This is a genomic window from Cesiribacter andamanensis AMV16 (assembly GCF_000348925.1).
Lineage (GTDB): Bacteria > Bacteroidota > Bacteroidia > Cytophagales > Cyclobacteriaceae > Cesiribacter > Cesiribacter andamanensis.
In genome coordinates this window covers 1-4246 of record NZ_AODQ01000206.1, presented here as the reverse complement: position 1 = coordinate 4246, position 4246 = coordinate 1, and the positions used below count along the sequence as shown (strand labels likewise).

4 protein-coding genes are annotated in these 4246 nt (G+C 55.3%); all 4 read right to left on the bottom strand.

Annotated features, from left to right (window positions below; translation table 11 throughout):
- Positions 1–297: 297 nt before the first annotated feature.
- A complete protein-coding gene (locus ADICEAN_RS20325; protein ID WP_009197556.1) occupies positions 298–1452 on the bottom strand; it encodes an ABC transporter permease in 1155 nt (384 codons plus the stop codon).
- 158 nt (positions 1453–1610) lie between these two features.
- Positions 1611–2846: an ABC transporter permease gene (locus tag ADICEAN_RS20320; RefSeq protein ID WP_009197555.1), complete on the bottom strand. Its 1236-nt coding sequence runs from the start codon at positions 2844–2846 to the stop codon at positions 1611–1613.
- Positions 2827–3519, bottom strand: coding sequence for an ABC transporter ATP-binding protein (locus tag ADICEAN_RS20315; RefSeq protein WP_009197554.1), 693 nt, complete (start codon positions 3517–3519; stop codon positions 2827–2829). Before ADICEAN_RS20315 ends, ADICEAN_RS20320 begins: the two co-directional genes overlap by 20 nt.
- A 289-nt stretch (positions 3520–3808) precedes the next feature.
- Positions 3809–4246 (bottom strand): TolC family protein (locus tag ADICEAN_RS20310; RefSeq protein ID WP_161622749.1); only part of this gene is annotated, 438 nt, incomplete at its 5' end.

Sequence of the window (4246 nt, the reverse complement as noted above, 5' to 3'; positions counted from 1 at the left end):
GACGTATCCTGTTGTTGGTGTTTGCACCAACAACGCTCCTGATCAGCACATGAGTTGTTGGTGAAAACACCAACAACGGGGTAGGAGAACTGCGATGGACGACTTTTCTGGTATCGTATCCTCTTATTGGTGTTTTCACCAACATGGCTTCTGACCAGCACTCGATTTGTTGGTGAAAACACCAACAAAGGGGTAGTAGTAGCCCGGTTTTTCGTCCATTTGGGTACGCCGCCCGGTCCATTGCGGTACGCCGCCCGGTCCATTGTCTATAATCCATTGTCCATCGTCCACCATCCCCTATTCATAATGCAGCGCCAGGGCCGGCTCGATCTGGGCGGCCTGCTTGCTGGGGTACCAGGCACAGAGGGCTACCAGCAGGTAAATGAGCAGCAGTGAGGTAGCAATGGAGATGGCGTAGATGGAGGTGGTCACATTCATGACCCCAAGTAGCGGAAACTGTACCGCCAGCAGTACGCCCAGCACCAGGCCCAGGGTGGCCAGTACCATCACCTCGCCCAGCATCTGCCAGCGAATGCTGCTTTCGGTTGCGCCAAAGGCCCGGCGAATGCCTATCTCGGCATAGCGCTTGCTGATGTTGTACCAGAGCACCCCAAAGAGGCCCAGCGCCACATTGAAGACCAGAAAGCCGCACACAATGCTCAGGGCAATCAGGGGAATAAGCTTCATTTTGGCTTTGGCTTTGCGCATATGGGTAACGACGGCCAGCTCCAGGGTCCAGTTGCCGGCCACTTTGTTGAGCCGCTCCATGAGCTGCTGCTGCCAGGCCGGATCAGCCCCGGCCTTGATCTCCAGCAGAATTTTGCCAGGCACTTCCGAGGTGGTATCCTGTTCGTTGTGGAAGCGGAACAGGGCATTATCAGCTGCCTGAAACTCGCCATCCTGGCGGTAATTGCGGATCACCCCTACTACCTGCATGTTGTTCTTGTCGTTGAACTGACCAATGCGCTTGCCCAGTGCACTCTGCTGCGGAAAGTAGCGCTCGGCCAGGGTCTGGTTAATGACAACCGGCTCCGGCGAGCCAACATCGCCCTTCTGCAGCCAGCGACCCTCCAGCAGCTCCAGGTCCAGGGTTTCAAAATAACTGGGGTCTACCCGGTAAAAATGTGAGAGTTCCATCTTCTCCTCGTAATACATATCCACATTCATGGTGCTGTAGGAGAAGGGGGTATTGGAGGAGCTAAAACTGTAGCTGCTGATCTCGGGGGTGGATGCCAGAATGGGGCGCAGTTGCTGCAGCTTGGCCAGCGAACTGGCCTTGCCTTCGCCATGGCGGCTCATGTCGATCTCGTACAGATCGCTGTAGTCGAAACCAACGGGGGTATAGTAATCACGCAGGCCCTCGATGATGAGCGTACCGGTGATGAACAGCACCAGGAAGGAGAAAAAGATCTCCGTCAGCAGCAGAAAATTCCTGCCCTTGCGGTGCCACATTATTTTAAAGAGTTGAAGAAACATTGCTTTGGTATTGAGTAGTGGGTTATTGGGTTAGAGGTAAGAAGATAGAAGTTAGAAGTTAGAAAATACTGGTTGGATACTCTGCAGACTACTCTGATTCTATCTAATTGCTTCTACCTTCTAGCTTCGGGATTCTATTTTGCCTTAAGTGCTTCGGCGGCCTGCAGGCGGGACATGCGCCAGGCAGGGTACACCCCTGAAATAAGGCCGAATACCAGGGTAAACAGCAGGCCTGCCCCCAGTACATGGAAATTCAGCTTTAATTCCATGAATTGCACCAGGCCGGACGTATTGATGAGCTGCAGGCCACCCCAGGCTACCAGCACCGCCAGCAGGCCGCACAGAAGGGTAAGCACCAGATTTTCGATGATGAACTGGAAGAGCAGTGCCCAGGTAGAGGCCCCAAAGGCCCGGCGTACCCCTATTTCGGAGGCCCGCTCCATAATGCGGCTGATGTTGATGTTCATCAGGTTGACCGTTGGCAGCAACATAAACAGAAAAGCCAGTGCCATCAGAATCGCATAGAGCTTCTGCACCCCCGAGTCGCCATCTCCCCCCAGAAACATGCGGCTGAAGGCTCCTACATACGAATCGGCCGAGGAGAGCACTTTTTCCACATTGGCCGGATCGGGATTCTCGATCTGCCGGGCCATGGCCTCGTACTCCTTCTCCATATCCCCTATGGCCTCCCGGCTGGAGGCTACCAGGGTAGCTACAAACTCACCCATATACTCCTTGTCTTTGCCATAGCCCTTGTTGAGGGTAATGGGAATGAACAGATTGCCGTAGGAGTGCAGGCGGGTAATGGGCGTATCGTCAATTACGCCCACTACCTTGTAGCGGTCCTCGTCGATCTTGATCTCCTGCCCCAGGGCTGACCCCATGCCAAAAAGTTCTTCCTTGCTGGCGCGGCTGATCACCACCACCGGATGGCGCTGCTGCACTTCATCGTCGGTATAGGGACGCCCCTCAATAAACGTATGCTGCATCACCTGCCAGAAGGTGGCATCCGTATACTTGCGGTCCAGGTTTACCTTCTGCCCGTCCACAAAGGTATTGACGGTAGAGGGCAGCGAGTAAAAGGTCATCATTTCAGGGGTCTGCAGCTTGCGCACATACTTTTCCAGAAAGTAGTCGCTGTTGGCCGAGGTGGAGGTCCAGCCGTCTTTGCCCTGCAGCTTCATGCGAAAGACCACCAGGCTGCGATCCAGGTTTACTTCCGGCTCATGCTGGCCCACCAGGTGGTTCCAGAAGGCCGATACGATCAGCAGAATGGCCAGCGTAATGGTAATGCCAAACATGCTGATGAAGGTGTAGAAGCGGCGCCGGTTCAGCACCTTCAGGGCCATTTTAAGATAATTGCGCAACATAGTTTTCGGTATTTACTGCTTGTCCGTCAAAGAAGCGCAGCAGGCGCTGGGTACGTTTGGCCATGGCCTCATCATGTGTTACCATCACAATGGTGGTGCCCTCCTGCCGGTTGAGCTGCAGCAGGATGTTCATCACCTCATCGCCCATCACCGAATCGAGGTTACCGGTGGGCTCATCGGCCAGAATCACATCCGGACGGCCAACAATGGCCCGGGCAATAGCCACGCGCTGGCGCTGCCCCCCCGAGAGCTGGTTGGGGTAGTGCTTGGTGCGGGCGCTGAGGCCTACCTTTTCCAGGGCTTCCTGCGCCCGGCGTTTACGCTCGGTGGCCGACACATTGCGGTAGATCAGGGGCAGCTCCACATTGTCCAGCACATGGAGGTCCTGGATCAGGTGGTAGCTCTGGAAGATAAAACCGAGCTTTTCGTTGCGGATGCGGGCCAGCCGCTTGTCGGGCAGGTTGCTGACGGTTTGGCCATCCAGGCGAATGGTGCCGGAGGTAGGGGCATCCAGCAGGCCCATGATGTTGAGCAGGGTGGATTTGCCACAGCCGGAAGGGCCCATGATGGAGAGAAATTCTCCCCGGGCAACCTCCAGGTTTACCTGGTGCAAGGCCAGCGTCTGGATGGTGCTGGTCTTGTACACTTTTTCGATGTTGGTGAGCTTGATCATATTGAGGTATGGGGTTTGAGGTATGGGGGTTGGAAGTTAGAAGTTAGAAGTTGGAAGTTAGACATTAGAGGGTAGATGGTGGAGCGTGTAGGACCCCCTTTGTTAGTGTTTTCACCAACAAATCAGGTGCTGGTCAGAAGTGTTGTTGGTGAAAACACCAACAACAGGAAACGTCTCCAGAGAAATCGTCCATTGCGGTACACCGCCCGGTCCATTGCGGATCGCCGGGGGCGCCTAGCCGCCCGGTCCATCGTCTATAGTCTTACTTCTAACTTCTAACCTCTTACATCTATCTTCTATCATCCAAAATCAGCGCCTCCTGCTTTTCAAAGTCGTAGAGGGTGAGCAGGCGCAGGCGGTAGTAGGTTTCCCAGAAGCCGCGCAGGGCCTGCAGGTAGTTGCGGCGGGCGGCATCTTTTTCCTGCTGGGCAATGTTGAGCTCGGTAATGCTGATGCGGCCCATGCCAAAGCTTTCCTGCCCGATCTGGTAGCGCTGGCCTGCTACCTCGGCCGCCTGCCGGGATACCTGCACCTGCATGCTCAGCGACTGCAGCAGGGCCACCTGGGTGCGGATGTCCTGCTCAAAGGCCAGCTGATCCTGCTTTACGGCATATTCGGTAAGTTTCTGATTGGCCTGGGCGGTATTCACCCGGGCCTTGTTGCGGCCCCAGTCAACCACCGGTATGGTAAAGCCCAGGCGGATCATCTGCTGGTCTACGGGATTCAC

Excerpts from the sequence above, each read along its gene's own strand:
- ADICEAN_RS20325 (WP_009197556.1), bottom strand. The coding sequence starts at position 1,452 with ATGTGGCACCGCAAGGGCAGGAATTTTCTGCTGCTGACGGAGATCTTT.
- ADICEAN_RS20320 (WP_009197555.1), bottom strand. The coding sequence starts at position 2,846 with ATGTTGCGCAATTATCTTAAAATGGCCCTGAAGGTGCTGAACCGGCGC.
- ADICEAN_RS20315 (WP_009197554.1), bottom strand. The coding sequence starts at position 3,519 with ATGATCAAGCTCACCAACATCGAAAAAGTGTACAAGACCAGCACCATC.